General features: G+C 74.4%; 17 protein-coding genes. 8 read left to right on the forward strand and 9 right to left on the reverse strand.

Going from position 1 to position 22,251, the window contains the following annotated elements; genetic code table 11:
* The first annotated feature begins 169 nt into the window (after positions 1-169).
* The 3 genes from ACIBNE_RS31990 (at position 170) to ACIBNE_RS32000 (ending at position 4,700) form a co-directional block, all read left to right on the forward strand.
* Positions 170-1,462: a cytochrome P450 gene (locus tag ACIBNE_RS31990; protein ID WP_399277797.1), complete on the forward strand. Its 1,293-nt coding sequence runs from the start codon at positions 170-172 to the stop codon at positions 1,460-1,462.
* 74 nt (positions 1,463-1,536) lie between these two features.
* Positions 1,537-3,144 (forward strand): hydrolase, encoded by a 1,608-nt coding sequence (locus ACIBNE_RS31995; RefSeq protein ID WP_399277799.1) that lies wholly within the window; start codon positions 1,537-1,539, stop codon positions 3,142-3,144.
* 119 nt (positions 3,145-3,263) lie between these two features.
* Positions 3,264-4,700: an RICIN domain-containing protein gene (locus tag ACIBNE_RS32000; RefSeq protein ID WP_399278356.1), complete on the forward strand. Its 1,437-nt coding sequence runs from the start codon at positions 3,264-3,266 to the stop codon at positions 4,698-4,700.
* A gap of 248 nt (positions 4,701-4,948) precedes the next feature.
* On the opposite strand, the gene ACIBNE_RS32005 is transcribed toward ACIBNE_RS32000, so the two are convergent.
* From ACIBNE_RS32005 to ACIBNE_RS32025, 5 genes are all read right to left on the reverse strand, one after another.
* Positions 4,949-6,982, reverse strand: coding sequence for an AAA family ATPase (locus tag ACIBNE_RS32005; RefSeq protein WP_399277801.1), 2,034 nt, complete (start codon positions 6,980-6,982; stop codon positions 4,949-4,951).
* Positions 6,979-7,614 (reverse strand): DUF4255 domain-containing protein, encoded by a 636-nt coding sequence (locus ACIBNE_RS32010; RefSeq protein ID WP_399277803.1) that lies wholly within the window; start codon positions 7,612-7,614, stop codon positions 6,979-6,981. Before ACIBNE_RS32010 ends, ACIBNE_RS32005 begins: the two co-directional genes overlap by 4 nt.
* Positions 7,614-8,264, reverse strand: coding sequence for a response regulator transcription factor (locus ACIBNE_RS32015; RefSeq protein WP_399277805.1), 651 nt, complete (start codon positions 8,262-8,264; stop codon positions 7,614-7,616). Before ACIBNE_RS32015 ends, ACIBNE_RS32010 begins: the two co-directional genes overlap by 1 nt.
* Positions 8,265-8,474: 210 nt before the next feature.
* Positions 8,475-10,091, reverse strand: a complete 1,617-nt coding sequence (metG, locus tag ACIBNE_RS32020; RefSeq protein ID WP_399277807.1) for a methionine--tRNA ligase — start codon at positions 10,089-10,091, stop codon at positions 8,475-8,477.
* A gap of 95 nt (positions 10,092-10,186) precedes the next feature.
* Positions 10,187-11,884 carry a VWA domain-containing protein gene (locus ACIBNE_RS32025; protein WP_399277808.1) on the reverse strand — a complete coding sequence of 566 codons (1,698 nt, stop codon included), beginning with the start codon at positions 11,882-11,884 and terminating at the stop codon, positions 10,187-10,189.
* A 245-nt stretch (positions 11,885-12,129) separates the two neighbouring features.
* On the opposite strand from ACIBNE_RS32025, the gene ACIBNE_RS32030 reads away from it, so the two are divergent.
* The gene (locus ACIBNE_RS32030) at positions 12,130-14,193 is read left to right on the forward strand and encodes a PhoX family protein (RefSeq protein ID WP_399277810.1); all 2,064 of its coding nucleotides are present in this window, start codon (positions 12,130-12,132) and stop codon (positions 14,191-14,193) included.
* Positions 14,194-14,351: 158 nt separating this feature from the next.
* Positions 14,352-16,442, forward strand: a complete 2,091-nt coding sequence (locus tag ACIBNE_RS32035; protein ID WP_399277811.1) for an FUSC family protein — start codon at positions 14,352-14,354, stop codon at positions 16,440-16,442.
* Between the two features lie 58 nt (positions 16,443-16,500).
* Here ACIBNE_RS32035 and ACIBNE_RS32040 read toward each other — a convergent pair whose 3' ends face one another.
* The 4 genes from ACIBNE_RS32040 to ACIBNE_RS32055 form a co-directional block, all read right to left on the reverse strand.
* A complete protein-coding gene (locus ACIBNE_RS32040; protein WP_399277813.1) occupies positions 16,501-16,920 on the reverse strand; it encodes an RNA-binding S4 domain-containing protein in 420 nt (139 codons plus the stop codon).
* A 106-nt stretch (positions 16,921-17,026) separates the two neighbouring features.
* The gene (locus tag ACIBNE_RS32045; protein WP_399277815.1) at positions 17,027-18,046 is read right to left on the reverse strand and encodes an endonuclease/exonuclease/phosphatase family protein; all 1,020 of its coding nucleotides are present in this window, start codon (positions 18,044-18,046) and stop codon (positions 17,027-17,029) included.
* A gap of 144 nt (positions 18,047-18,190) precedes the next feature.
* Positions 18,191-18,706 carry a hypothetical protein gene (locus ACIBNE_RS32050; RefSeq protein WP_399277817.1) on the reverse strand — a complete coding sequence of 172 codons (516 nt, stop codon included), beginning with the start codon at positions 18,704-18,706 and terminating at the stop codon, positions 18,191-18,193.
* Between the two features lie 67 nt (positions 18,707-18,773).
* On the reverse strand, positions 18,774-19,655 hold the full coding sequence (locus ACIBNE_RS32055) for a hypothetical protein (RefSeq protein WP_399277819.1): 882 nt from the start codon (positions 19,653-19,655) through the stop codon (positions 18,774-18,776).
* Positions 19,656-19,734: 79 nt separating this feature from the next.
* On the opposite strand from ACIBNE_RS32055, the gene ACIBNE_RS32060 reads away from it, so the two are divergent.
* The 3 genes from ACIBNE_RS32060 (at position 19,735) to ACIBNE_RS32070 (ending at position 22,164) form a co-directional block, all read left to right on the forward strand.
* The gene (locus ACIBNE_RS32060; protein WP_399277821.1) at positions 19,735-20,094 is read left to right on the forward strand and encodes a hypothetical protein; all 360 of its coding nucleotides are present in this window, start codon (positions 19,735-19,737) and stop codon (positions 20,092-20,094) included.
* A gap of 112 nt (positions 20,095-20,206) precedes the next feature.
* A complete protein-coding gene (locus ACIBNE_RS32065; RefSeq protein WP_399277823.1) occupies positions 20,207-21,295 on the forward strand; it encodes an ATP-binding cassette domain-containing protein in 1,089 nt (362 codons plus the stop codon).
* The gene (locus ACIBNE_RS32070; protein ID WP_399277825.1) at positions 21,292-22,164 is read left to right on the forward strand and encodes an ABC transporter permease; all 873 of its coding nucleotides are present in this window, start codon (positions 21,292-21,294) and stop codon (positions 22,162-22,164) included. Before ACIBNE_RS32065 ends, ACIBNE_RS32070 begins: the two co-directional genes overlap by 4 nt.
* Positions 22,165-22,251: the final 87 nt, after the last annotated feature.

The raw sequence follows: 22,251 nt of genomic DNA on the forward strand, positions 1-22,251 counted from the left end.
CTCCGCTGGCCGGCGCCCCACTGGCCCCCGGGGGGGCGGGGCGCGGGGGGGGCGGCGCCGCCCCCGGCCCCCCCCCCGCCGCCCCCCCCGGGGGGGGGGGGGGGGCGGGCCCCGCCCCCCCGGCCCGGTCCGCGTCCCGCAACGCGCCCCCTTCCCCCAGGAGTTCGACATGCACCGTCCGCCAGGACCCGTCGGCGGCCGGTTCACCGGCAACGGGCCCGCCTACGACGCCGACCGCCTCGGGTTCGTGCTCGACGCGACGAGGACCCACGGGCCCCTGTGGTCGTTCGACCGTTCCGTGTACGTCGCCGCCGGCCCCGAGACCTGCGCGGACGTCCTGCACCGCACCACCCGCGAGTTCGAGCTGTCCGGCGGCTTCCTGCCGCCGCCCGACGGCGCCGCGGGCCACGAGCACGAGGGGCGGCACGCGCACGCCGCGCGCATGCGCGGACTGCGTCCCTCCGCGGTGCGCCGCGCGACCGGCATGGTCGCCGAAGAGGCCATGACCTTCGCCCACGAGTGGCCCGACACCACCCCCGTGGACGTCCTGGCCACCGCCCGCACCGCCTTCTCCGGCGTCGCCGCCCGCTTCGTCTTCGGCGCGGACGCCGAACCCCTGCGCCACGTCGAGCAGGAGCTCTCCCGCCTGAGGGCCCAAGGCGCGCCCCGCCGCCGGGTCCGCCGCGCCATGGACGCCGCCGCGTCGCGCATCGGCGCCGCCGTCGCCGCCCGCCGCGCGCACGGCCGCGACGAGGACGACGTGCTCGGCGCGCTGCTGCGCCCCTCCCAGCAGTACGGCACCCTGCGCGACGAGGTCGTCGTGCACGCCTGCGTGCTCGTCCTGCTCGGCGCCCAGGAGATGCCCACCCGCGCCCTCGCCTGGATCCTGCTGCTCCTCGCCCGCCACCCCGAGGCCGCCGACGCCGTCGCCGCCGAGGCCGCCGCGCTGCCCCGCGCGCCCGAGGAGACCGTCGCCGAGGACGTGCGCGGCCTGGTCCGCACCGAGGCCGTGGTGCGCGAGGCGCTGCGGCTGCACCCGCCCAACTGGCTCTTCGCCACCCGCACCGCGACCGTCGACACCCGCGTCGGCGGCTGCCCCGTGCCGCGCGGCACCCGCGTGATGGTCACGCCCTACCCCGTGCACCGCGACCCCGGGGTCCACCCGGCCCCGGACGACTTCCGGCCGGACCGGTGGATCGGCGACGACGGCGAGATCCGGCCAAACGCGGGGGCGGTCGACGGGGGCTACCTCCCGTTCGGCACGGGCCCGCGCGCGTGCGAGGGCACGGCCCTGGCCATGACCGAACTGGTCCTCTTCACGGCACACCTCGCGCTGCGCCACCACATCGGTGTAGACCTGGAGGGTCACCCCGTCCGGGTGGGCACCGAAGGGGCGTTGACGCCCGAGGGGCTGCACCTGGCGCTCACCCGCCGCAAGGCCGCCACGCCGCCGGGGGCGTAGGGGCATCCCGGCCTGCCCCCGTACCGGGACTTTCGGGCAGCCGGGCACCGCCTCCACCCCTCTAACCTGCGGCCATGACCATGTGGACCTCTCTGGACCCGGCCGATGTGACCGTCGAGCCGGGGTCCCGGACCTCCTCCCGCCTGCGGGTGCGCAACACCGGGGACACCGTGGAGGAGTACCGCCTCTCCCTCGTCGGCAAGCCGTCGGGCTGGGGCCGGATCGAGCCGGACGTTCTGCGGCTCTACCCGGGGAGCGAGGGGACCGCCGAGATCTCCTTCGCGCCACCCCGCACGTCCGACGCGGAGGCGGGACCCGCCGCCTACGGTGTCCGGATCGAGCCCCGGGAGAACGCCGGGGCCCGTGACGTGGTCGAGGGGCAGCTCACCGTCGCCCCGTTCAGCGAGGTCCGCGCCGAGATCCTGCCGCCCACGCTCATCGGGCGGATGCGCGGGCGGGCCCGCATCGCCGTGGACAACCTCGGCAACACCCCGCTCACCGCGTCCCTCGTGGCGCGCGACGAGTCCAACCGGCTCACCTTCGACCTCCAGCCCAACGCCGTGCAGGTCGCCCCGGGCCGCGCCGCCTTCGGCGAGCTGGCGGTGCGGCCGCAGGACGTGCGCTGGACGGGCAACCAGGAGACGCACCGGTTCACCGTCGCCGTGCGCCGCTCGGGCGACGACACCAGCCTCGACCTGGAAGCCACCTTCGAGCAGAAGCCCGTGCTGGGCCGCTGGCTCGTGGTGGTCGGCGGGCTCCTGGTGACCGCGGCGATCGCCTTCGCCGTGCTGTGGTTCGGCTTCCAGCCCAAGGTCACCAGCGCCCTCAAGACGACCAAGCCGTCGGGCTCCGCGCAGCCGCTGCCGCAGGGCAACGACGGGCCGCTGCCCGACGGGTCCCTGCCGCCGCCGCCCGGCGACAAGGGCGGCGACGGCGACGCGCCGCCGCCCGGCGAGCTGCCGCCCCCGCCGGGCGAGCTGCCGCCCGCGCCCCCGCCCCCGGCCGACAACAACGGCGGCGGCGACAACGACGACGGCGGCGGCAGCGACAACAACAGCGGCGGCGGCGCCAAGAAGGGCGGCGGCGCGGCCCAGCCGCCCGCGGCCAAGAAGCCCGCGCCCCGGCCCGTGGGCCCGGACTGGGACATGAACTACCAGCCGAGCGTCGTCGTGTACTTCGCGCAGCTGCGGCTGTACTACATGGACTCCAAGAACCCCTGCCAGATCAAGACGAACAAGTTCTCCGTCGGCGTGATCGACGCGGAGACGCGCCGGGCGCTCGTCTGCTACCAGGACGCCGTCAACCGCAAGGACTACGGCGCCGACATCCCGGACACCGAGCGCGGCAAGCTCGGCCGCCACACGCTCACCTCGCTGTGGATGCAGGGCGTCACCTCCAGCGTCGCCAAGCGCAACGCGACGAACTGGGAGGTCACCCAGTTCGAGGCGGCCTACTGGTGGGCGTACAACAAGTCGTACGAGCCCAGCGACATGGTGAAGCTCGAAGGCTTCGCGCAGGAAGGCGTCGACCACTTCCTCCAGAAGGGGTCGAAGGCCAGGAAGTACAGCGCGACCGTCGCCGAGCACGTCGGCAACTACCAGCGGTGGGTGGGCATCGAGCCGACGGGCACCCTCAACTCGACGACCATCAACCGCATGCTGGGCGGCGGGGTCCGCGAGTAGCGCGCACACCGCGGCGTTCGAACTCCAGAGTGACCGGGGGGCAGCCGGTGTTGCCCCCCGGTCTGCCCGTATGTCCCCTGTCCCTTGCCCTCGTGGGCAGTTGACTGGCGCGGGTGAGTATGTGGACACAGCTGGAGCCCGCCGCGACGACAGTCGACCCGGGTTCCGCAGCAACCGTGCGGCTGCGCCTGCGCAACACCGGGGACACCGTCGAGGAGTACCGGCTGACGCTGGTCGGCGAAGCGGCGGGCTGGGCGCACATCGAGCCCGCCGCGCTGCGGGTCTACCCGGGTGCCGAGGAGTCCGCGCAGATCACCTTCGCCCCGCCGCGCACCTCCGACGCCACGGCGGGGCCCGTCCCGTTCGGCGTCCGCGTCGAGCCCAGGGAGCGTCCACACACGGCCGACGTCGCCGAGGGCCGGCTGACGGTCGGCCCGTTCACCGCGGTCAAGGCGGAGCTGGTGCCGCGCACGGTACGGGGCCGCTTCCGCGCCCGGGGCGCCGTCGCGGTCGACAACCTCGGCAACCAGCCGCTCACCGCCACCTTCTCCGGGCGCGACAACGGCGACTCGGTCGGCGTCGAGGCGACGCCGGGCGCGGTCCAGGTCGAGCCGGGACGCGCCGGGTTCGCCGAGCTGAACATCCGCCCCGGGCGCGTCAGTTGGATCGGCGGCTCGACCGAGCACCCGTACACCGTGAAGGTCCTGCGGGCGGGCTCGCAGGAGCCCGAGGAGCTGCGGGGCAGCTACGTCCAGCCGTCGGTGGTCCCGGGCTGGGCGCTCGCCGTCTGCTCGGCGCTCGTCGTGCTCGCGGTGGCCGCGGCGGCGCTGTGGTTCAAGCACGACCCCAAGGTGACCAGCAGCGCGACGGTCAAGAAGACGGCGGCGTCCGCGCTGCCCAACCCGCAGGGCTCGGCCTCGGCCGCGCCCCCGCCGCCGAAGTCGGCGCCCCCGCCGGAGCCCAAGACCGACAACGACCCGCCGCCGGAGGGCGAGGCGAAGGCGCCGCCCAAGGAGGAGAAGAAGGACGGCGGCGGTGGCGGCGGCGCTCCGAAGGAGAAGAAGAAGTCCCCGTACGACCCGCTGAAGAAGATGTGGATCCAGTCCGGGCTGAGCGAGAAGTACCTCGGCGCGTCCAAGGAGCACGCGCGCAACGGCCGCAACACGTACACCCTGGGCTGGATCGACAACCAGACCCCGTGGGACCAGTACTGGTACGTCCACCCGCTCCCCGACGGCAACTACGCCTTCACCTCGTCCGACCTGCCGATCGCGCTGCTCGACAACACCCGCGAGGGCGACCAGGTCCAGCTCTGGGAGTCGGTCAAGGGCACCGAGCCCATCGCCAAGGGCGGCATGCGGGACAACCAGAAGTGGCGCATCAACCCGATCGGGGACGGCTGGGTGCGGATCATCAGCCTGGAGGACGGGAACTGCCTGACGGACATGTCCCCGAACAGCAGCCAGTACCTCCAGGTCACCGAGGTGAAGCCGTGCGAATCGGTGAGCCGGGACCAGCAGAAGTGGAAGATCGTGGAGTCCAAGGACCAGGGGTAGCCCAGAGGCGTGGGGGGGGGGGGGGGCCCCCCCCCCCCCCCCCCGCCCCCCCCCCCCCCCCCCCCCCCCCGCCCCCGCCGGCCCCCCCCCCCCGCCCCCCCCCCCCGCGCGTGCGCCGGGTGTTGGGGGGGGGGGGGGGGGGGGGGGGCCCCGGCCGGTGGGGGGGGGGGGGGGCCCCCCGGGCGGGGGGGCCCGCGGGGGGGGGGGGGGGGCCCCCCCCCCCCCCCCCCGTCCGGCCTGAAGCGTCCCTACGGCGCCCAGGGGGCCCTGTCGCCCAGGACCAGGCGGCCCGCCTTGAGGTACTCGCGGCGCGCCCCCGCCAGCACGTCGTCCGCGGTGACCGCCGATCCGCGGCCCGCCGCGCGGTAGCCCGCGGTCACCGCGGCGGAGCGGATCGCGCCGCCCGCCAGCTCGAACTCCTTGGCGCAGCGCGCGATCGCCTCGTCCAGGTCGTCCGCGCGGGGCGTCCCCGCGAGGCAGGAGTTCCACAGCGAGACGCGCTGCTGGGCGTCGGGGAACGGGAAGTCCACGACGACGTCGAGCCGCCGGGTGAACGCCTCGTCGATGTTGGCCCGCAGGTTCGTCGTCAGGACGGCGATCCCGTCGAACGCCTCCAAGCGCTGGAGGAGGTACGCGCTCTCCAGGTTGGCGTACCTGTCGTGCGAACTCTTCACCTCGGAGCGCTTGCCGAAGACCGCGTCGGCCTCGTCGAAGAGCAGCACGCAGTCCGTGCGGTCGACCTCGACGAAGATCTTCTCCAGGTTCTTCTCGGTCTCGCCCACGTACTTGTCGACCACCGACGACAGGTCGACGACGTACAGGTCAAGGCCCAGCTCGCCCGCCACCACCTCGGCGCCGAGCGTCTTGCCGGTGCCCGACTCGCCCGCGAAGAGCGCGACGACGCCGCGCCCGCGCCCGCCGCCGGTGCGCAGCCGCCACTCGCCGAGCACCCGGTCCCTGTTGCGGGCCCTGCTGGTCAACTCGTGCAGCATGTCGAGGGGTTCGTCCGGCAGGACGAGGTCGGCGAAGCCCACGGCCGGCCTGATGCGCCGCGCGTGGCTGTCGAGCAGCGGCGCGGAGACCAGCCGGGCGCTGCGCTGCACCTGGGCGAGCGTGAGACCGGCGCCCTCGAACGCGGCGAGCGCCCGCGCCGAGCGGGCCGCCCTGCGGACCTGGTCGCCGCTGAGGCGGTACGGGGCGGTGGCCTCGTCCAGGTCGAAGTCCCGTTCCAGGGAGGCGAGTTCGCGGTGCCACAGGTCGCCGGTGCCCGCCACGGCGCCCGGCGCGTCCAGGGCCAGCAGCTCCGCTTCGGGGGCCCACCTGGGGTCGGGCGCGTCCGTCCCGGCGAGGACGACCGTCGCTCCGGGCACGGCCAGCGCCCGTACGAGCGGTCCGGGCCCGGTGGGCAGCGGCTCGACCACCACGGCCGCGCCGCGCAGCCGCGCCTCGCGCAGCAGGGCGCGGGCCGCCACGGGGTCGGCGCTCTCGGGGCGGTAGCGCAGCACGGGCCGCCCGGCGGCCCGCAGCGCGGCCACCACCGGGTCGGTCGCGGCCCCGGGGACGCGCTCGCGCAGGTGCACGGTGACGTGCCCGGCGGCGGCGATCCGGGCGCCCAACGGGTCGGCCGCGCCCTCCTCACCGGCCGCGCCGGTTTCCCCCGGGGCGTCCGCGCCGGTCGGCGCCAGCAGTTCCACGCCCGCGCCCAGCAGCTCAGGGTCCAGGCGGCTGTCGTCGCCCAGCAGGTGGGCCACCACCCGCTCGGGCACCCGCAGCGCGCGGCCGGGCAGCGGCCGGTCCTCGTCCTCAAGGGTCAGCAGGCCCCCGGCGCGCAGCGGCGCGGCGGGGTGGAAGCGGTCGCGGGCGGCCGGGTCGAAGGGGCCGGTGCCCGCGAGGTCCAGGGCGAGCGCCACGGTGGCGCGGCGCCGCCCGACGTCGTCGTTGAGGTACCCGTACAGCGCCTCGAAGCCCCGGTCGACGTCGGGGGCGAGCGCCGCGACGAGGACGTGCGCGTCGAGCGCGGTCAGCCCGAAGGTCCGGGCGAGCGCGGCGAGCCGGTCGGCGCCCCCGGTGCCGGGCAGCGGCACGCCGTCGCCGTGCGGGGCGGTCCGCACCGGCTCGGCGGCGACGCGGCGGGCGGTCTCGTCGCTGATGTACAGGCCGCGCAGCGGGTCGCCCGCCGTGGGGTCGCCCGCGCTGCGGGCCTCCACGAGCGCGGCGACGCGGGCGCGCAGCGCGACGACCGACTCCAGCACGCCGCCGGAGCCCGTACCGTCCGTGTTCACTCCCCGGCCCCGTCCGTCTTCTTCGTGCCCACGCTGCGGCGCATGATCCGGGGCCTGGACCCGGCGGTCGTGCCGTCCGTCCCGCGCACCCGGATCACGCCCTCGGTGACCGGCGGCGCCACGTCGAACACCGGGGTGACCGGGAACGGCGTGGTGACCACGACGTCGAGCGAGGGCTTCAGCTCCCCGCCGAGCGCCGACCAGATGTCGGCGAGCGAGCGCGACTCGGCGGGCGGCACGCCCACCGAAAGCGGCAGGGTCCTGGTGAGCGGGCGCACCGACTCGGGCACCGCGTCGCCGGTCAGCACCTCGTGCGGGAGCAGCAGCGCCAGCACGCCGGAGAGCAGCCGGTGCTCGTCCTCGGGCCGGGAGGTCCAGGCGGTGACCAGGTAGGAGAGCCGGAACCAGCGCGGCGCCTGGCGCATGCGCTGCACGACCCCCTGGCCGTTGCGCTCGGGGTGGGCGCCGCGTTCGCGCAGCGCGAGGTCCTCGCGGATGTCGTACAGATAGGCGTTCAGCGTCGGGGCGTTGCGGCGGGCGGCCCAGTCGCGGGTCGGCGCGTCGAAGGCGACGTCACCGGTGACGGCGGGCGCGAGCAGGCCGCGCAGCGCCTCGTCTATCTCGTGGATCATCAGATGTAGCCTTCGCGGAGCGCGTACGCGACGGCATGCGCCCGGTTGGTGAGCTGGAGACGCGTCATGAGCGCGTGCAGGATGTTCTTCACCGTGCGCTCGGAGTACGCCAGTTTCTCACTGATCTGCCGGGTGTCCAGGCCCTCGGCGAGCAGCCGCAGCACGTCCACCTCGCGGGGCGCCATCCCGAAGACCGGTACGGCCCCGGCGGCCGCCGCGCCCGCGGCGGTGGCCCTGCGCAGCCGTCCCACCTGCACGAGGAGCCTGCTGATCAGGTCCGGCGGCAGCTCGCCCTCGCCGCGCGCGGCGCTGTGCACGGCGGCGAGCAGCCGCTGCTCGGTGGCCTGGTGGCGCCAGATGATGGCGCGCACGCCGTACTCGACCACCGCGAGCAGATCGGGTTCGCGCAGCTCGCGGGCGACGAGCACGACGCGCTGCTCACCGCCGCGCACCACGCGGCGCAGCTCGGCGGTGGAGAGTTCGTCGATCTGGTCGAGGAGCATCACGGCGACGGCCGGATCGTTCTGGGCCCCGTTGGTGCGTTCCGGTATGACCTCGATCGTCGGCTGATGCTGAAGGTGACTGATGACCCCGGCCCGGCTCAGCGGATCGGAAGCATGAACGGTCACTGTCACGCGCTTGGTGAGCACTTGCCGCTCCCTGTCCTAACCCCGTACGTCTCAACCGTCCAAGAGTGGACCACGCGAATCAACGTTCCATTGACACCCATTGAATGCCAGTCAATGGCCGATTACTGGTGGGTAATTTGTCTTGTAACCGCTCTCAGGGGATCGGGACGCAATACGGCCCCGGGATCTTTGTGCAGGTCCCGGGGCCGTACTGATCAGTAAGAAGACTGCTTACGCCGGCTTCTCCTCCAGGCGCGGGAACAGCACCGCACCCTTGGTCACCGTCGAGCCCGCGGGGAGCCGGCCCCACGTGCCGGCGTCCTGCACCGGCTGCTCGGCGAGCGCGCCCAGCGACGCCTCGGCGCCCAGGGAGTCCCACAGCTTCTGCGAGGTCTCCGGCATGATCGCGTTCAGCAGCACCGCGACGCCCCGCAGGGACTCGGCGGCGGTGTAGAGGATGGTCGCGAGGCGCGCCCGGCCCTCGTCGGACTCGTCCTTGGCCACCTTCCACGGCTCCTGCTCCGTGATGTAGCCGTTGACCTGCTTCACGAAGTCGAAGATCGCCAGGATGCCGCCCTGGAAGTCCAGCTCCTCGCCGATCTTCCGGTCGGCCTCGGCGACCGCCTTGGCCAGGCCCTCGCGCACGGCCAGCTCGGCGTCGCCCGCGGCGGCGTCGGCGGGCAGCGCGCCCTCGAAGTACTTCCCGACCATGGCGGCCACGCGCGAGGCGAGGTTGCCGTAGTCGTTGGCCAGCTCGGAGGTGTACCGCGCGGAGAAGTCCTCCCAGGAGAACGAGCCGTCGCTGCCGAAGGCGATGGCGCGCAGGAAGTACCAGCGGTAGGCGTCCACGCCGAAGTGCGAGGTCAGGTCCTGCGGCTTGATGCCGGTCAGGTTCGACTTCGACATCTTCTCGCCGCCGACCATCAGCCAGCCGTTGGCCGCGACCCTGCCGGGCACCGGCAGGCCCTGCGCCATCAGCATCGCGGGCCAGATCACCGCGTGGAAGCGCAGGATGTCCTTGCCGACCAGGTGCACGTCCGCCGGGAAGGTCTCCTCGAACTTCTCCTGGTTCGCGCCGTAGCCGACGGCCGTCGCGTAGTTCAGGAGCGCGTCCACCCACACGTAGATGACGTGCTTGTCGTCCCAGGGGATCGGGATGCCCCAGTCGAAGGTGGACCGGGAGATCGAGAGGTCCTGGAGGCCCTGCCGGACGAAGTTCACGACCTCGTTGCGGGCGGACTCGGGCTGGATGAAGCCCGGGTTCTCCTCGTAGAACTCAAGCAGCTTCGGGCCGTACTCGCTGAGCTTGAAGAAGTAGTTCTCCTCCTTGAGGATCTCCACCGGCTTCTTGTGGATGGGGCAGAGCTTGGTGCCCGCCTCGTCCTCGATCAGGTCGCCGGGGAGCTTGTACTCCTCGCAGCCCACGCAGTACGGGCCCTCGTACCCGCCCTTGTAGATCTCGTCCTTCTCGTACAGGTCCTGCACGAACTCCTGGACGCGGTCCGTGTGCCGCTTCTCCGTGGTGCGGATGAAGTCGTCGTTCGCGATGTTCAGGTGCTCCCAGAGGGGCTTCCACGCCTCTTCCACGAGCTTGTCGCACCACGCCTGGGGCGTGACCTCGTTCGCCTCGGCAGTGCGCATGATCTTCTGACCGTGCTCGTCCGTGCCGGTGAGGTACCACACCTTCTCGCCGCGCTGACGGTGCCAGCGCGTGAGCACGTCGCCTGCGACGGTCGTGTAGGCGTGGCCCAGGTGAGGAGCGTCGTTGACGTAGTAAATGGGGGTCGTGACGTAGAACGACTGCACGCCGCTCGCCGCCCCCTGCTTCTCGGATCCAGTGGCCGCCATGGTCGAAATCCTACTGGCCCGGCGAAGCTCCACTCACCTCGATGAGCGGCGGCGGGCCCCTCCGGGGAGGGGCCCGCCGCCGCTCCTGCCTGCCGTTACGGCCTGGCGAGGCCCGCGACGCCCCGGAGGAGGCCGTCGAAGACCTCGGCGTCGGTCAGCTCGCGCGGGTCGGCGCCCGCGGCGAAGTACGCGGCGTTGGGCACGTCCAGCTTCCGCAGGAAGTCGAAGCCCTTCGCGTCGGGCTCGCCGAACGACACGAACTGCCAGAACAGCGGCTTGTCCGCGGCGTCCGCGAGGGCCTGCTTGGCGGCCCGGATCTGGTCCGGCGCGCCGTCGGTCTGGAACACGACGAGCGCGGGGCGCCCGGTGTCGGCCTTCTCGTGGTGCGCGACGACCTCCTCGACCGCGCGGTGGTAGTTGGTGCGGCCCATCCGGCCGAGCCCGGAGTGCAGGGCGTCGACGCGGCCCTCGTACGCGTCGAGCGTGAGGGTGCCGGTGCCGTCGATCTCGGTCGAGAAGAAGACGACGTGCACGGCGGCGTCCTCGTCGAGGTGCGCGGCGAGCGCGAGCGCCTGCTCGGCGAGGCCCTGGGCGCTGCCGTCCTTGTAGTACGGGCGCATGGACCCGGAGCGGTCCAGCACGAGGTACACGCAGGCGCGCACCCCAACGCTCTCCCGCTTCTTGAGCCCGCTCCCGGCGGCCTTGTACGCGGCCACGAGCCCAGGAGCCCGAGACTTGACCCGACCAAGCGAAACAGCAGCAGCGACCTTGGCGGCCGGCTCGGGCTCGGTGGCGGCGACCGGGTCCGGGTCGGGGGAGGTGACCTCGGCGGTGACCTTGGCGGTCGGCTCGGGGTCGGGCGCGGTGACCTCAGCGGTGACCTTGGCGGTCGGCTCGGGGTCGGGCGCGGTGACCTCGGCGGTCGGCTCGGGCTCGGGCTCGGTGGCGGTGACCGGGTCCGGGGCGGGCGCGGCTTCCGCCTCGGGCTCGGTGGCGGCGACCTCGACGGTGACCTTGGCGGTCGGCTCGGGCTCGGTGGCGGCGACCGGGTCCGGGTCGGGTGCGGTGACCTCGGCGGACGCTTCGGCGGCGGGGTCCTCGACCGTGGCGGGCTCGGGTGCGGTGACCTCGGCGGTAGCCACGGGTGCGGTCTCCGGCTCGGGGTCCTCCACCATGGTGGGCTCGGGCGCGGTGACCTCGGCGGTCGGCTCGGGGTCCTCCACCGTGGTGGGCAGATGTTCCGCAGGGCGGAACGGGTGGGCACCACCCTCGGGGGCGTCGACGCTACGTGCGGGCTCGCCCGGGGTGGCCTCGGCGGTGGCCACGGGTGCGGGCTCGGGCTCGGTGACCTCGTCCGCCTCGGCGGTGGCCACGGGCTCGGTCGTCCCGGGCTCCGGCGAGGTGCCCCCCGTACCCCTAGCCTCCGCGCCCTCGTCCGAGCGCGCCCCCTGCGCGGGCACGCTCACCGCGGGGGCGTCGAACGCCGCCGCGACCAGGTCCGCCGCCGACGCGGACGCCGACGCCTCCGACGCGACCTCGGGCTCGGGCGACGGCGCAGGCACCGTCACCTTGGGCGCCGGCGCCTCCACGGCCTCCACGGCCTCCGCCGGGGCGACGCGCTCCGCCTGCGCGGGCACGACCGCCGCCGTAGCCGTAGCCGCGGACCCGGCCGCCGCCTCCTCCTCCGGGGAGGCCGACGCCCCGGGACCCGCCGACCCCGCCGACTCCGTCGGCCCCGCCGACGTCACGCGGTCGCGTCCAAACACCTTGCGCAGCAAGCTCCGAATGCCCATGGGCGAGACCTTTCGCATGAGTCGGGGGGTGCGAAGAATGCCGACCTGGCGCGCACCAGAGCAACCGAGCGCAACTGATCGCTGGCCAGGGCGGACACGTAAGGTTAGCGGCCGCCCCGCCGGGCCCGTGGTTACGGCCCGCGCGGTGGTAGCCCGGACTTCATCGCGCGTTCACCTCGCGTCGGCCGTACCGCATATGTCCCCGTCCTACGGTCACGCCGACACCACGATGGAGGGGAACGAACGTGCGCAATCTGCTGCCGCTCATCAGCTCGCACCCGGGCGGGCGGTCCGCGCTGACCTGCCGCTACCGCTGCGGTGACGCCTGCTTCCAGGACGTCCCGAACACCAGCGACAACGAGTACGTCGGAGACGTCATCAAGGGCGCCCTGTCGCGCCGTTCGATGATGCGCGCGGCCGCCGTCGTGACGGTCGCGACCGCTGCGGGCACGGCAGCGCTGACCGGCCCCGGCGCCCCGCAGGCCGTCGCGGCCCCGGCGGGCCGCCGGCCCGTCGAGCCCAGCACGCCCGGGAAGCACGACGGCGCCCGCGGCCTGCGCTTCAAGCCGGTCAAGCCCAACAAGGACGACAAGGTCACCGTCCCCGATGGCTACGCCCAGGGCGTCGTCATACGCTGGGGCGAGCCGATCCTGCGCGGCGCGCCCGCGTTCAACCCGGACAAGCAGACCGCCAAGGCGCAGGCGGGCCAGTTCGGTTACAACAACGACTTCCTCTCGCTGCTCCCGCTCAAGAGCGAGCACGGCCGTCAGGTGCTCGTGGCGAACCACGAGTACACCGACGAAGTCCTGATGTTCAAGAACTACGACGCGCAGAACCCGACCCGCCAGCAGGTCGAGGTCGCGTGGGCCGCGCACGGCCTGTCCGTCGTCGTGGTGCAGGAGGAGCGCCGCAGCGGCCGCCTCGCGCCCGTGCCGCGCCACCACCTCAACCGCCGCCTCACCGCGACCAGCGAGTTCCGCCTCACGGGCCCGGCCGCGGGCTCGGACCTGCTGCGCACGTCCGCCGACCGCACCGGCAGCAGGGTGCTCGGCACCCTCAACAACTGCGCGGGCGGCACCACGCCGTGGGGCACCACGCTGCACGGCGAGGAGAACTTCAACCAGTACTTCGCCAACGGCTCCAGCCCCACCGACAAGCGCTACGGCATCGGCTCCGGCGCGACCGAGCGCAAGTGGGAGCGGTTCGACAAGCGCTTCGACGTCGCGCAGGAGCCCAACGAGCCGCACCGCTTCGGCTGGGTCGTCGAACTCGACCCGTACGACCCGGACTCCACCCCGCGCAAGCGCACCGCGCTCGGCCGCTTCAAGCACGAGGCCGCGCAGCCGCGCCTGACCGCCGACGGCCGCCCCGTCGTCTACATGGGCGACGACGAGCGCTTCGACTACTTCTACAAGTTCGTCTCGTCGAAGCGGATGAAGAAGGGCGACTCGCGCGCCGCGCGCGCCCACAACCTCACGCTCCTCGACGAGGGCACGCTGTACGTCGCCAAGCTCACCGGCGACTCCCCGGCCGCCGAGATCGACGGCACGGGCAAGCTCCCGAACGACGGCGAGTTCGACGGCAGCGGCCAGTGGATCCCGCTCGCCACCGGCGACGTCTCGCACGTGCCCGGCATGACCGCCGACGAGGTGTACGTCTTCACGCGCCTCGCGGGCGACAAGGTCGGCGCGACCAAGATGGACCGCCCCGAGGACGTCGAGCCGTCCCCGCGCACGGGCCGCGTCTACGTCGCCCTCACCAACAACACCGACCGCGGCAAGCCCGGCAAGGCGGGCGCGGACGAGGCCAACCCGCGCAACCTCAACAAGCACGGGCAGATCCTGGAGCTGGCCGAGCACTGGGACGACCCGGCGTCCGACGGCTTCGCCTGGCGGCTCTTCCTCGTCGCGGGCGACCCGAACGACCCGGCGACGTACTTCGCGGGCTTCCCCAAGGAGAAGGTCTCGCCGATCTCCTGCCCGGACAACGTGGCGTTCGACCCGCACGGCAACCTGTGGATCTCCACGGACGGCAACCAGCTCGGCTCGCACGACGGCCTGTTCGGCGTCGCGACGCAGGGCGAGCGGCGCGGTGAGCTGAAGCAGTTCCTCACCGTCCCGACGGGCGCCGAGACCTGCGGCCCGATCATCCAGGACCGGCGCGTGCTGGTGGCCGTGCAGCACCCGGGCGAGGTCGACGGGGCGTCGGTCGAGAAGCCCGCGAGCGCCTGGCCCGACGGCCCCGGCAAGATCGTCCGCCCGTCCGTGGTGGCGGTCTGGCGCAAGGACGGCCGCGACATCGGCGTGTAGTCGCCGACCGTCCGTCCCCCCGGCGGGGGGGGGGTTTGGGCCCCCCCCCCCCCCCCCCCGGGGGGCCCCCGCCGGGGGGGGGCCCCCCGCCGCGACGTCCACCGGGACCCGCGACCACGACGGGGCCCGTCCGGCGCCCGGCTCGTACCGTTGGGGTCATGATCCTTGAGGCGCGGAAGGCCCGCCGACCGGCCGAGCGGGCGCGGCGGGCGGGGCGGGAGCGGCGGGCGCACGAAGCGCGCGGGGCGCGGCTGGCCCCGCCCGCCTGGCTGGTCGCCGGGCTGCGGCCGGCCACCGCCCCCGTCCCCTGGGCCGCCGTCGCGCGCGCGGCCGTCGCCATGGCGGCGCCGCTCGCGGTGGGACTGCTCACCGACCAGGTCGCGTACGGCGCCCTGGTCTCCATGGGCGCGCTCTCCGGAGTGATCGGCGACACCGCCGACGCGTACCGGATGCGGATCTTCAACATCGCCGTGCCGCAGCTCTTCGGCGCGCTCGGCGTGACGCTCGGGACGCTGGTGTACGGCGACGGCTGGACGGCCGTCGCCGTGCTCACGCTCGTCGCGCTGGTCTCCGGGATGATCTCCACCATCGGCGCGGTCGCCTCCGTGTCCGGGCTGCTCCTGCTGCTGAACGCGGTGGTGGGCGCGGGCCTGCCGATGCCGGGGCCGTGGTGGCGGGCGCCGCTGCTGCTGTCGCTCGGCGGGGTCGTGGTCCTGGCGCTGACCCTGCTGGGCTGGCCGTTCCGGGGCCGGGTGCCCGAGCGGGCCGCGGTCGCGCAGACGTACCGGTCGGTCGCCGACCTGCTGGAGGCGGCGGGGCGGGTGGACGCGGCGGAGTACGGCGAGAAGCGGTTCGCCGTCACCGAACGGCTCAACGCCTCGTACGACCTCGTCCTCGCGCGGCGGACCCGCGAGCACGGCAGGCGCGGGCCGCTGGTGCGGCTGCTGGCCCAGCTGAACGTGGTGATCCCGCTGGTGGAGGCGGCGCCCGCGGTGCACCTGCGGGGGCGGGGCCTGGACCGGCGGATCCCGGCGGCGGTGCGCGAGCTGGCGGACGCGGTGGAGCGGGGTGAGACCGGGAGCCGGGGGAAGGGCGGAGCCCGGGGGGAGGGCGGCGCGGGACTCGGGGGCTTCGCGGGCCTGGACCTGCTGCCGGAGCCGGGGACGCCCGCCGAACGCGCCGTCGACACCGCGCTGCGGCGCGCGGCGGAGGTCGTCCACCACCCCGACCCCGACGTGTCCAACGTCGACGACCGCCTCGGGCGGCCCGCCGCGCTGCGGGTGCGGGCGCGCAGGGCCGCGCGCAACGTCCTGCTCTCCGGCTCCTCCTGGCGGTACGGGCTGCGCCTCGCGCTGTGCGTCGGGCTCGCGCAGGTCCTGGTGTCGGTGGTGCCGGTGGAGCGCTCCTACTGGGTGGCGCTGACCATCACCTTCGTACTGAAGCCGGACTTCGGCTCGGTGTTCTCGCGGGCCGTGCTGCGGGCGTTCGGCACGGCGCTGGGGCTGCTGGTCGCGGCGGCGGTGCTCGCGGAGGTGGACCGGGGGTGGTGGGACGTACCGGTGATGATGGTGCTGGCCGCGCTCGTTCCGGCGTGGTCGGCGAAGGGGTACGCCTTCCAGACGGCGGCGATCACGCCGGTGATCCTGCTCCTCTCGGACCTGCTCAACCACCAGGGCTTCGACCTGGTGCTGCCCCGGCTCTACGACAGCCTGATCGGCTGCGCGATCGTGCTGGTCGCGGGGTACCTGCTGTGGCCGGAGAGCTGGCACACCCGGGTCGGCGCGCGGCTCGCGGACGCGGCGGAGGAGGCCGCGCGGTACGTGGAGTGCGCGTTCGGCGGGGACACGGGCGGGGACCACGTGGAGCGGGTGCGGCGCAGGAGGCGGCTGTACCGGGACCTGTCCGTGGTCCGCTCGGAGTTCCAGCGCGCCCTGACCGAACCGCCGCCGACGGGTGCGCGGGCGGCGGCGTGGTGGCCGGTGGTGGTGGCCGTGGAACGGGTCGTGGACGCGACGACGGCGGCGCGGGTGCGCGTCAACCACGGGGCGCGGCAGCCAGGTCCCGCGGAGGTCGCGGACGTGGCGCGCGAACTGCGCGGCCTGGCGCGGGGGTTGCGGGGCGCGGACGAGGGGGTGCTGGTGGCGGTACGGGTGGAGCTGCCGGGGGACGAGGCGGGAGTGCTGGCCCCGGTGCGGCGCGAGGTGGCGGCGGCGAGGGCGGTGACGTCACCGGGGGCGGGCGCGCTCTGAGGGTGCGGGGTCCGGGGCAGGCACCCCAGGACCCCGGAACCTCCCGGCCCCCTCCGGGTCACCTGCCCCGGATGCGCTCCGCCTTGGCCGCGCCCTGGAGGCCCTGGAGCTTCTCCATGTCGCGGCGGTCCCGCTTGGTGGGGCGGCCCGCGCCCCTGTCCCGCACCGGCACCTGGATCGCGACCTCGCGCGGCGGCGGGGGCGGGCTGTTGTCGACGTAGCACTCGGCGGCGGCGGGGGCGCCGACGCGCTTGCGGATGAGCTTGGCGACGGTGACGACGCGCTCGCGGCCCGCGTGGAAGACCCGGACCTCGTCGCCGATCTTCACGGGCTGCGCGGGCTTGACGCGCTCCCCGCCGACCTTGACGTGGCCGGCGCGGCAGGCGGTGGCGGCCTGGGAGCGGGTCTTGGTGAGACGGACGGACCAGATCCACGTGTCCACGCGGACGGGGCCCTGCGGGTCGGATTCGGCGGGCATGGGGAAGAGCGTACGACTCCGCGGGGCCCGGCGCGGGACGGTTTTACCCGCGCACCCCTTCACCCGCGTACCCCTCCACCCCCGTACCCCTCCACCCCCGTACCCCCTACGCCTCGCGCAGGTCCAGATCCACGAGCACCGCCCGGTGGTCCGTCGCCCCCAGGCTCAGGAACCTCACCCCCCGCACCGAGAAGTGATCGCTCACCAACACGTGGTCGATCTGCGTCCGCAGCACCGTCCTGCGGTCCGCGGGCCACGACCACTCCCGCGCCCGCCCCGCCAGCCGCGCCGCGTCGTGCAGGTCGCCCGCCCGCAGCACCTCCCTGAACCCCGCGTGGTCCTGCGACGCGTTGAAGTCGCCCGCGAGGATCGTCGGCGACCCCTTCGCCCCCGCCGCGAAGTCCCGCACGCCCCGCAGCTCCCGCTCCCACACCTCAGTGTCGAAGGGCAACGGCGGCATGGGGTGCGCGAGTTGGAGCCGTACCGCCCGCCCAGCGACCGTCGCGGTCGCCCCGGGCTGGGCCATCACCGAGGGCACCGCCCGCCCCGCGCCGAGCGGAAAGCGGCTGAGGATCGCGGACCCCCGGGACCCGTCGAGGCGCGCGACCTCGCGGTACGGGTACTGCGCCCGCGGCACCCGCGCGGCCAGCGCGTCCGCGCACTGGAGGTCGCACTCCTGGACGAACACCACGTCGGGCCGCTCCCGCCCGACCGCCGCGATCAGCCCGTCCGTGGCGTCGCCGAACTCGACGTTCGAGGTGAGGACCCGCACCTGCGCCGCGACGGGCCCGTACGCGCCCGTCGATCCGGGGCCGTAGGGCCGTACGAACCAGCCGGTCGCCGCGAGCACCAGCGCCGCCCACGCCACCCCCGTCCACCACCGCCCCAGCGCGGCCAGCGCGAGCGCGAGCCCGCCGGGCACGAGCAGCAGCGGCAGGAAGGCGAGGGCCTGCGGCACGGGCGTCACCCCGTCCGAGCCGAACGCGCGGCAGCCGACGACCACGGTGGTCCCGGCCAGCACCAGCCCGGCGCCCCAGGCGGCGGCCCGCTGCCAGGGGCGGCGCGGCCTGCGCACCCGCTGCCGGGGTCCGTCGGTCGTCAGGGGCGCGAGACGCGTGCTGTCCACGGGAGGACCCTTTCCGGCTATCCGGGGCGGATGCCGGAATTCTCCGTCAGGAATGACAGATTCCGGTCACGCCCCGGTCAGGGGCGGGTCAGATCGGCGCGGACGCGGCACCGCGCAGTGCTGCTCAGCGCCACACGGCGCCGCTCAGTGCCGCAGCGCCTGCCCGACCTCCGCCGTGGTCGCACCCGACAGCGTGCGGTTGCTCCGCGCCGTGCCCGTCTTGGACTTGCCCGCCTCGACGCCGTCGATGTTCAGCACGACCGTGTCCAGGAGGTTCCCGCCGCTGTCGCGGAAGCGGACGGTGAGCGTGTAGTCGGCGCTCTTGTCCGTGGAGTTGGTCGCGGTGACCCCGGCCGCCGTGCGGTCGCCGTCCGCCTTCGTCGCCCCGTCGACCTTCACGTCGCCCTTGGCGTCGACGCCGTCCTTGACCTCGGCCATCTTCGACGCGGCCGCCGCGGTCGCCGACGCGACGGCCTCACCGACCTTCGCCGTCGCGGACGAGGCCACCTCACCGGCCTTCGCGGTCGCCGACGCGACCCCGTCCTTGGCCTTCTGGACGTCCTCGTCGGAACATCCGGTGGCGGTCAGGGCGAGCAGCGCGGCCAGCGCGGCGGTCGTGACGGCGGCGGAGACAGCGGTACGGGTACGGGTCGTCCTCATGCCCTCCACCCTGGGCCGGTCCCGGCCGCTCCGCCAGAGGGACTCCGCCATCGGAGCCACCCGCCCCCTACTCCGCCCCGCGCCGCCCCCACCACCCCCGCCCCCACGCCCATGCCCCCGCCCCCACCAGCACGCCCGCCCCGAGCACCGCCCAGCCCGTCACCAGCAGCGGCCCCGTCAGCGCGTCGTACACCGCCCCCGTCGCCGCCCTGGCCAGCTCGGGCTCCAGCCGGTCACCGGCCACCGCGCGCCCGACCGGCAGCGCCACGAGCAGCAGCACCCCGCCCGCCGCGAGCGCGGCGCCCACGCGCAGCACGGCCCCCGGGCGGCGTACCGCCAGCGCCACGGAGGCCACCGCGAGCAGCAGGGCCAGCACCGGCAGGACGACGGCCGCGCCGCGCACCCAGCGGTACGCGGTGCGGGCCGTGTCGACCTGGCCGGGCTCCAGGAGCACGACGTGGACGGCCTCGACGGGGATCCGGTCGGCCAGCGGCAGCCCGTCGTCGGCCAGCTGCCGCTTGATCGCCGCCAGGACGGGCGTCAGGTCCAGGGCGACCGGCTCGCCGCTGCGGTCGTTCAGCGCCCGGTCGAGGGAGTCGTGCGCGGCGCGGTTGGCGGTGGTCCACACGGAACGGAACGCGCCGGTCTCGGTGAAGGCGAGCACGGCGCGGCCCAGGAGCCGTTCCACCGTGCCCTGGAAGGGCCCGGCGTCGACGTCGTCCAGCACCCCGTCCGCGACCCGGTCGGCGATCGCCGCGCGCACGTCGGGGTCGTCGGCGAGCGGCGCGACCGCCGCGACGTAGCGGTCCGTGGAGCCGACTTCGAGCGACGCCCAGGCGCAGACCGCGCCGAGCGGGACGAGGAGGGCGACCAGGACGGCGCACAGGAGGGAGAGGGAGCCGCGTACGGGGGAAGCGGGGCCGCGTACGGCGGAGGGGGAGCCGCGCATGGCTCCACTCTTGATCCACTTGCCGGGCGCCGCACTCGGGTGTGACCTGAAGGGGGGAAACCGGGACTGGAGGTCCACCATGGCCGCACACGCAGCGGCGCCGACGCGGCGCCACGCACCGCTCTCGTCCGCCGGGGCGCTGCCCGTCGTCCTGGGCGTCGGCTACTTCCTGTACGCGCTGTTCATCGGCCGCAGCGCGGTCCCCGCGCTGCTCGCGGGCGCGGTGCTGGCGGTGCTGGTGTTCGCGCTGGTACGGGTCGGCGGCGCCCTGCCGCGCGAGCTGCGCGCCGCGTCGTACGGCGCGCTGGCGGGCGCCGCGATCGGCTACCTCTACAGCCTGACCGACGCCAGCGTGCTGACCTCGGTGGGCATCGGCCTCACGGTGGGCGCGGGGACGCTGGCGGCGGCGTTCTACGTCTTCTACACGCACGAGGGCTGACGCGCGGGCGGGCGCGGGCGGCCTACTTCCCGCGCAGTGCCCCCGCTTCCGCCCCGGGACCGATGACTTCCGGGAGCCCGTGGAGTCTCCTCTGTCATGAGGAGGAAACCCCATGACGTACAGCAGTGAACTCGCCATCGAAACAAGCGGGTTGGTGAAGACGTTCGGTGATACGCGGGCCGTCGACGGCATCGACCTGGCCGTCCCGGCGGGCACGGTCTACGGCGTCCTCGGCCCCAACGGCGCGGGCAAGACGACCGCGGTGAAGATGCTCGCCACGCTGCTCCGCCCGGACGGCGGGGAGGCCCGGGTGTTCGGCAAGGACGTGGTGAAGGACGCCGACGCGGTACGCGGCCGCGTCAGCCTCACCGGACAGTACGCCTCCGTCGACGAGGACCTGACCGGCACCGAGAACCTGGTCCTGCTCGGGCGGCTGCTCGGCCACCGGAAGCCCGCGGCGCGCACCAGGGCCGCGCAGCTCCTGGAGGCGTTCGGGCTCACGGCGGCGGCCGACCGGCAGGTCAAGAACTACTCGGGCGGCATGCGGCGCCGCATCGACATCGCCGCGTCCATCCTCAACACCCCCGACCTGCTGTTCCTGGACGAGCCGACCACCGGGCTCGACCCGCGCAGCCGCAACCAGGTGTGGGACATCGTGCGCGCGGTCGTCGCGCAGGGCACCACCGTCCTGCTCACCACCCAGTACCTGGACGAGGCCGACCAGTTGGCGTCCCGCATCGCCGTCATCGACCACGGCAGGGTCATCGCCGAGGGCACCAAGGGCGAGCTGAAGGCGTCGGTGGGCGCGGGCTCCGTGCACGTACGGCTGCGCGACGCCGAGCAGCGCGCGGAGGCGCGCGACGTGCTCGTCGCCGCGCTGGGCGGCGCGGACGTCGTCCTCGACCCGGACCCGGTCGCGCTGACGGCCCGCATGACCGGGGCCGCAGGGCCGGGCGAGGCCGACGGGTACGCGACCGAGCGGGCCGCGCTGGCCCTCGCCGAGCTGGGCAGGGCCGGGATCGTCGTCGACAACTTCTCGCTGGGCCAACCGAGCCTGGACGAGGTCTTCCTGGCGCTGACCGACCGCAAGGACGCGACGCGGGACGCGACGCCGGGCGCAACTCGGGCCGCGACGCATGACGCGACGCAGGACGGCACGCAGGACGGCACGCAGGACGGCACGAAGGAGGCGGCGGCATGAGCACCGTCACCACGACCACCACCGGCCCCGGCGGCGAACTCGACGCCGCGGAGCTGGCGGCGCCCAACGCGGAGGAACTGGCCGCGCTGCTCATCGCCAAGGACCGCCCGCCGCGGCCCAGCGCGCTCTCCTCCTCGCTGACGTTCGGCTGGCGCGCCGCGCTGAAGATCAAGCACGTGCCGGAGCAGCTGTTCGACGTCACGGCGTTCCCGATCATGATGGTCGTGATGTACACGTACCTCTTCGGCGGGGCGCTCGCCGGGTCGGTCTCCGCGTACATCCAGTTCCTGCTGCCCGGCATCCTCGTGATGAGCATCGTGATGATCACGATGTACACGGGCGTCGCCGTCAACACCGACATCTCCAAGGGCGTCTTCGACCGCTTCCGTACGCTGCCCATGTGGCGCCCCGCGCCGATGGTCGGCTATCTGCTGGGCGACGCGGCGCGCTATCTGATCGCATCGGCCGTGATCATCACGGTCGGCATGGTCATCGGCTACCGCCCCGACGGCGGGGTGGTCGGCGTGCTGGCGGGCGTCGCGCTGCTGGTCGTCTTCGCGTTCTCGTTCTCGTGGATCTGGACGATGTTCGGGCTGCTGCTGCGCACGGAGAAGTCCGTGATGGGCGTCTCGATGATGGTGATCTTCCCGCTGACGTTCCTGAGCAACGTGTTCGTCGAGCCGAAGACGATGCCGGGGTGGCTCCAGGCGTTCGTCAACAACAGCCCGGTGACGCATCTCGCGTCCGCGGTGCGGGGCTTGATGGCGGGGGACTGGCCGGCGGCGGAGGTGGCGTGGTCGCTGGGGTGGTCGGCGGTGTTCGTGGTGGTCTTCGGCGCGGCGACGATGCGCCTGTACAACCGGAAGTAGGGGGCGCGGGGCGCTCGCGGGACCGTGGGCCGGGGGGTGCGCCCCGTTGGGGGCGCGGGGCTGTGTCCGTTGTGCGGCTCCGCCGCG

This window comes from Streptomyces sp. NPDC050504, assembly GCF_044458065.1.
GTDB lineage: Bacteria > Actinomycetota > Actinomycetes > Streptomycetales > Streptomycetaceae > Streptomyces.

What these genes read in the sequence shown, in the direction of transcription:
- ACIBNE_RS32025 (WP_399277808.1), bottom strand. Translation starts at nt 11,884, where the DNA reads ATGGGCATTCGGAGCTTGCTGCGCAAGGTGTTTGGACGCGACCGCGTG.
- metG (WP_399277807.1), bottom strand. Translation starts at nt 10,091, where the DNA reads ATGGCGGCCACTGGATCCGAGAAGCAGGGGGCGGCGAGCGGCGTGCAG.
- ACIBNE_RS32040 (WP_399277813.1), bottom strand. Translation starts at nt 16,920, where the DNA reads ATGCCCGCCGAATCCGACCCGCAGGGCCCCGTCCGCGTGGACACGTGG.
- ACIBNE_RS32000 (WP_399278356.1), top strand. Translation starts at nt 3,264, where the DNA reads ATGTGGACACAGCTGGAGCCCGCCGCGACGACAGTCGACCCGGGTTCC.
- ACIBNE_RS32050 (WP_399277817.1), bottom strand. Translation starts at nt 18,706, where the DNA reads ATGAGGACGACCCGTACCCGTACCGCTGTCTCCGCCGCCGTCACGACC.
- ACIBNE_RS32035 (WP_399277811.1), top strand. Translation starts at nt 14,352, where the DNA reads ATGATCCTTGAGGCGCGGAAGGCCCGCCGACCGGCCGAGCGGGCGCGG.
- ACIBNE_RS32070 (WP_399277825.1), top strand. Translation starts at nt 21,292, where the DNA reads ATGAGCACCGTCACCACGACCACCACCGGCCCCGGCGGCGAACTCGAC.
- ACIBNE_RS31990 (WP_399277797.1), top strand. Translation starts at nt 170, where the DNA reads ATGCACCGTCCGCCAGGACCCGTCGGCGGCCGGTTCACCGGCAACGGG.
- ACIBNE_RS31995 (WP_399277799.1), top strand. Translation starts at nt 1,537, where the DNA reads ATGACCATGTGGACCTCTCTGGACCCGGCCGATGTGACCGTCGAGCCG.
- ACIBNE_RS32055 (WP_399277819.1), bottom strand. Translation starts at nt 19,655, where the DNA reads ATGCGCGGCTCCCCCTCCGCCGTACGCGGCCCCGCTTCCCCCGTACGC.
- ACIBNE_RS32065 (WP_399277823.1), top strand. Translation starts at nt 20,207, where the DNA reads ATGACGTACAGCAGTGAACTCGCCATCGAAACAAGCGGGTTGGTGAAG.
- ACIBNE_RS32060 (WP_399277821.1), top strand. Translation starts at nt 19,735, where the DNA reads ATGGCCGCACACGCAGCGGCGCCGACGCGGCGCCACGCACCGCTCTCG.
- ACIBNE_RS32010 (WP_399277803.1), bottom strand. Translation starts at nt 7,614, where the DNA reads ATGATCCACGAGATAGACGAGGCGCTGCGCGGCCTGCTCGCGCCCGCC.